This is a genomic window from Profundibacter sp. (assembly GCF_056498605.1).
The window spans coordinates 1-4473 of record NZ_JBSMEZ010000060.1 but is presented as its reverse complement, the minus strand read 5'-3'; the positions used below and the strand labels follow the sequence as shown (position 1 = coordinate 4473).

The window sequence follows — 4473 nt, the reverse complement described above, 5'->3', positions numbered from 1 at the left end:
ATTTACAGGATATAATCGAGCGCTCGGTGACATCGGCAGGTGGCGATGGCTGTTTGGAAATACATCGTGATCCGACGCGCGAACAGGTGGCCCTGCTGACCGATCCGGACCGGCTGTCGCAGGTGTTTATCAACCTGATTGCCAACGCTTGCAAATATTGCGACGCCGAACAGCCGGAATTGCGGATCAGGGTGCGGCGCAAGGGCGGCCGCGTCGAGGTGGATTTCGTTGACAACGGTGCGGGGATACCGGCCAAAAGCCAGCCATTGATTTTCGAGAAATTCTCACGCCTTGGCGATCAGCGGGCAGCGGGCGGGGCCGGTCTGGGGCTGGCGATCAGCCGCGAGATAATGGCCAACCTTGGCGGCAGCGTGATTTACCTGCCGGGGCAGGGGGGTGCTGCGTTTCGGGTGACATTGGCGGTGAATGGTGCGACGTCAACCAAATCTAAACCATAAGTCCGCTAAGGTCGGGCCAATATTCGGGCCGGACGGGACAATATGGGCGAAACAACACAGCTTACCACATTACAACGCAAGGCCGGGGCAGGCCGCGGCGAAAGTGAATCGGCGGGGATGACTCCGGCCAAGGCGTTGCGGCTGGCCTTGTCCAAGGCGGCACAGGATGAACTGTCGCTGGCGTTGCGGGTGCAGGGCGTGGCGGAATCGCGGGTGAACCAGCCGGGGTTGCTGGATGCCTTGTCGGATGATCCGTTGCTGTTGCTGCTGGAGGGGCCGCAAGGGGGCCTTGGTGTCGCGGCGCTGGACATTCAGGCGCTGGCCGCGCTGATCGAGGTGCAGACCATGGGCCAGGTGTTGAAATCACCCGCCACACAGCGGCGGGCCACTGCAACGGATAGCGCGATGTGCGAGCCGTTGCTGGAGCGGGTTTTGCAGGAATTCGAGGGCCATCTGGCGGGCAGTGCGGCGGAACACTGGGCCACGGGGTTCCGGTTTGGTGAACGGGTCGAAAATGTGCGTTTGCTGGGCTTGCGGATCGAGGAAACGGATTACCGTTTGTTTCGCATTGCACTGGATCTGGCCGACGGGGCAAAGCAGGGCGAATTGCTGTTGGCGTTGCCCGCGGATGGCGGTTTAAATATGAATACGGTTGCAGAGGGCGGGCACAACTGGGCACAAATGTTGCAAAAGACTGTGCAGGCCAGTCATGTTGATCTGCATGCCGTCTTGCACCGGGTGCAAATACCTTTGGCCAAAGCCAGCGCATTCAAACCCGGTGATCTGGTGCCCGTGCCGCAAAGCGCGATTGGGGCTGTGCAGTTGGAAGGGGTCGACGGGCGAATTGTCGGGGTGGCACGATTAGGGCAGCAAAACGGCAACAGGGCGTTGCGGATTTCGGATGGCATTGCGGCAGATGCCCCTGCGGTGAGCGGAGAGGGGATGGTGAATGTCACTCCGGATGTTCTGCCGGAGCCGGTGGTGGATACGCCAAGTGATCCTGGTCCGCCTGACGGGGGAACTGTTGCTGAAATGCCAATGGCGCCGATGGGTATGGCCGGCGAAGGGGGCTTGCCGGATTTGCCGATGGCGCCGATGGATGATCTGCCTACTGTCGATATTGGAGAAATGCCGATGGCGGCCATGCCGATGGATATGGAAATTGGCTGATTCCATTGGGTTTGACCCATATCAAGGCAGGCTGGAGGGCTTTGCGCCTACGATATCTTCAACGAGAAGGAGAGCAGGATATGGCAGATATTTCGAAACGACGCGCCGCCCTGAATGACCGCTTGAAAGAATTGGAAGCCCGTCTTTTGCAAATTGACGACGAGCTGGATTCACATACCACAAAAGACTGGGAAGAACTGGCTGTCGAGCGGGAAGAGGACGAGGTGCTGGAGGGGATGGGCTTGTCAGCTCAGGCTGAAATCCGTATGATAAAAGCCGCATTGCAAAGGATGGACGAAGGCGGATACGGCTATTGCGTCGAATGCGGTGACAAGATTTCCGAAGAACGGCTTGATATACTTCCCTATACGCCGTTTTGTGCAAAATGTGCCGCAAAACATACATAGAAACCCAACGCGCGAGGTGACCAGATGGCATTCGAGGAACTGAAAGCCGGCATAACGATGCTGATGGACGAAATTGCCAAGCGCCCCGAGGATGCGCATGTTTTGCAGGAACAGTTGCGCGAGAAAATCTCGGAACTGAAATCGCTTGGCCTGCCGGTGCCCGAAGATATTCTGGCTCTGGAACTGGCATTGGAAGACAAGCCCGAGAGCGAGAGTTAACCCAGAAAAATCCCGGCCACCACCATCATCAGCCCGACCATTGACAGGAATAGCGCGACCATGTTCAGCAGCACGACCCGTTGCAGGCGGGCGCGCATTTCATCGTCCGGCAGGTTGGCGCGTTTGGCTTTCAGGGCTAGAATAATGCAATAGAATATTCCGGCCAGCCCGATCAGGGAAACCACAGCACCTGCCCAGATAAGAATGTCCATTTCGTGCACCTTTCAAAGTTTCCCCACCGCTAACCGATCAATTTGCCTTGGGCAAGCCTTGCATGCGCGGGGCTGGGGTATTAGGGAAGGGTCCAGTCAAGCAAAGGGCATATGTGATGAACGAGACATCTTCCGATACCAGCTACCGTGTAACCGCCGATGAATTGCGCCAGTTTATTGAACGCATCGAACGGCTGGACGCCGAGAAGAAAGACCTTGCCGAAGCGCAAAAAGAGGTGATGGCAGAAGCCAAGGGGCGTGGCTATGACACCAAGGTGATGCGCAAACTGATCGCACTGCGCAAACGCGACGCACAGGACATCGCCGAGGAAGAGGCGGTTCTGGAGATGTATAAAGAAGCGCTGGGGATGAGCTAGGGCGTAGACCTATAAATCCTTCGCCACTGGTTTGGCAGATTTTGTCTGTGAGGATAGCTTAGCGAGTGCCGTAATCTGGTTGATTATCAGCGAGTTAAGGTGTTCTCACAGGGAAAATCCGCCAAATCCGAAGGACGGGATTGTCGCTTCATTCCAACGGCTTGGGCTGCTTGCAAATAGAACCACTATTTCCGGCGCACCCCAAACCGTTGATATTTCGCGACAATCCCGCCAGTGGCGCAGGGTTTATAGGTCTACGCCCTAAGGTCACAACCAGCAAGAGAATAATAGCAACCCTGTATTTTGGATTATTGGCTGGTTTTTATGGAGTAAACGAATTGCAGTTTGGTCGCGTTTGATAATTTCCTATCCTGATTAATATCAATAAGTTACACGCCTTTCTTATCGTAAAGCGCGAGAAGCCTTATTGTGTTCACATAAAAATGTATGATAATAATTATCAAATGGCACTTTCTTAGGTATTTATTATGAAACATTCTGTCTTGGTTGCTATTGGGACCTCTTTTATTTCGGCACAATCTGTCATGGCAGAAGTGGATCAGAAACCTTTATTCTCATTGGGTGGAGTAAGCATTTCTGGCTATGCGGATTTGTCGTATTTTGATGATGAAACCAATTCGGGCACTTTTGCGCGTGCCGATATTGACCTGACATACCTGCCCAACCGCCCGCCATCCTCTTTTTCGCTAGGATTTTCACTGGGATTTGATGGTGCAAAAGAAAGCGGCGGCGGCGGTATCAACTCGGGTGTTTTTTACCCGGCCGTGTTGTTCGATTTCGGTGACCGCGGCAGGGTTTCAGTCGGGGCGCCGCGTTCGGTGATGAACCGTGGCTATATTCCGACAAGTGTTTTTGCATTGAACAGCCGGCTGGATTTGCAACTGTCCCCCTTTACTGACTCATTGGTGCCCTATCTGGCTCTGGCCGGAGATTACCACCCTTATGGAATCCGTTATGATACCGCGTTCGGAAACACCGGTATCGGAATATCCTTTAACCGGATCAGCGATTCCGGTCTGGACGCCGATTTTTATGCGATGGCTTTTAGTCACAGGTTTGAATCCAGCGGCCGGATGCCGGAACTGGACCTGTTCGGGGCCGTTGAGCGGATTGATACAGGGACACTGAATACCCGCAACTATTCTCTGGGAGTAGAAGCCAGTTTCGATAATCTGGATGTCGGGTTTCGGATTGATGAACGCAATCTGCCGCTGGATACCCGCACAGCGGAACTTTATGGCAGAATGCAATTCACGACTTCCCTGTCAACTTCGGCTTCGGTGATGAATATCAATCCCGATATCGGGAGCAGTGTTACGGTTTACGGCATTGCGGTTGAATACCTGTTTGTGAACAATACCTACTTCAACGCAAGCTATTCGGACGGCAGTAGCGGTGTTCCGCGCAACATCGACCTGTCCGTCGGTTGGCGGTTCTAAAATGGCAATTTGCAAGTGAACATTTGGCAGCTTTTACGCATGTCCAGATGGGCGCGACACCCACCCGGTGCAAAGCGGGTGAAGCTGGTTTTGGGGGTGATCGTAATATGCCTTGTCCTGTTTGCCATCGAGCGCTGGATCGGTGTGCCGGACTGGTTACAACAGGAGCC

General features: G+C 54.4%; 7 protein-coding genes. 6 read left to right on the top strand and 1 reads right to left on the bottom strand.

Annotation, left to right across the window (positions count from 1 at the left end; genetic code table 11):
• The 4 genes from ACWB12_RS06235 to ACWB12_RS06220 form a co-directional block, all read left to right on the top strand.
• The coding region (locus ACWB12_RS06235; RefSeq protein WP_479529201.1) for a sensor histidine kinase at window positions 1–458 on the top strand (458 nt) is incomplete at its 5' end.
• A 42-nt stretch (window positions 459–500) separates the two neighbouring features.
• On the top strand, window positions 501–1628 hold the full coding sequence (locus tag ACWB12_RS06230; protein ID WP_479529200.1) for a FliM/FliN family flagellar motor switch protein: 1128 nt from the start codon (window positions 501–503) through the stop codon (window positions 1626–1628).
• 80 nt (window positions 1629–1708) lie between these two features.
• Entirely contained in the window at window positions 1709–2035 is a 327-nt protein-coding gene (locus tag ACWB12_RS06225; protein WP_479529199.1) for a TraR/DksA family transcriptional regulator, read from the top strand.
• Between the two features lie 24 nt (window positions 2036–2059).
• The gene (locus ACWB12_RS06220; RefSeq protein WP_479529198.1) at window positions 2060–2254 is read left to right on the top strand and encodes a hypothetical protein; all 195 of its coding nucleotides are present in this window, start codon (window positions 2060–2062) and stop codon (window positions 2252–2254) included.
• Here ACWB12_RS06220 and ACWB12_RS06215 read toward each other — a convergent pair.
• On the bottom strand, window positions 2251–2466 hold the full coding sequence (locus ACWB12_RS06215; RefSeq protein ID WP_479529197.1) for a hypothetical protein: 216 nt from the start codon (window positions 2464–2466) through the stop codon (window positions 2251–2253). The genes ACWB12_RS06220 and ACWB12_RS06215 overlap by 4 nt on opposite strands.
• A gap of 116 nt (window positions 2467–2582) precedes the next feature.
• On the opposite strand from ACWB12_RS06215, the gene ACWB12_RS06210 reads away from it, so the two are divergent.
• Window positions 2583–2843, top strand: coding sequence for a DUF2312 domain-containing protein (locus ACWB12_RS06210; RefSeq protein ID WP_118941894.1), 261 nt, complete (start codon window positions 2583–2585; stop codon window positions 2841–2843).
• A gap of 488 nt (window positions 2844–3331) precedes the next feature.
• Complete coding sequence (locus tag ACWB12_RS06205; protein ID WP_479529196.1) at window positions 3332–4303, top strand: hypothetical protein; 972 nt, start codon at window positions 3332–3334, stop codon at window positions 4301–4303.
• Window positions 4304–4473: the final 170 nt, after the last annotated feature.

Excerpts from the sequence above, each read along its gene's own strand:
- ACWB12_RS06220 (WP_479529198.1), top strand. The coding sequence starts at position 2,060 with ATGGCATTCGAGGAACTGAAAGCCGGCATAACGATGCTGATGGACGAA.
- ACWB12_RS06205 (WP_479529196.1), top strand. The coding sequence starts at position 3,332 with ATGAAACATTCTGTCTTGGTTGCTATTGGGACCTCTTTTATTTCGGCA.
- ACWB12_RS06225 (WP_479529199.1), top strand. The coding sequence starts at position 1,709 with ATGGCAGATATTTCGAAACGACGCGCCGCCCTGAATGACCGCTTGAAA.
- ACWB12_RS06230 (WP_479529200.1), top strand. The coding sequence starts at position 501 with ATGGGCGAAACAACACAGCTTACCACATTACAACGCAAGGCCGGGGCA.
- ACWB12_RS06215 (WP_479529197.1), bottom strand. The coding sequence starts at position 2,466 with ATGGACATTCTTATCTGGGCAGGTGCTGTGGTTTCCCTGATCGGGCTG.
- ACWB12_RS06210 (WP_118941894.1), top strand. The coding sequence starts at position 2,583 with ATGAACGAGACATCTTCCGATACCAGCTACCGTGTAACCGCCGATGAA.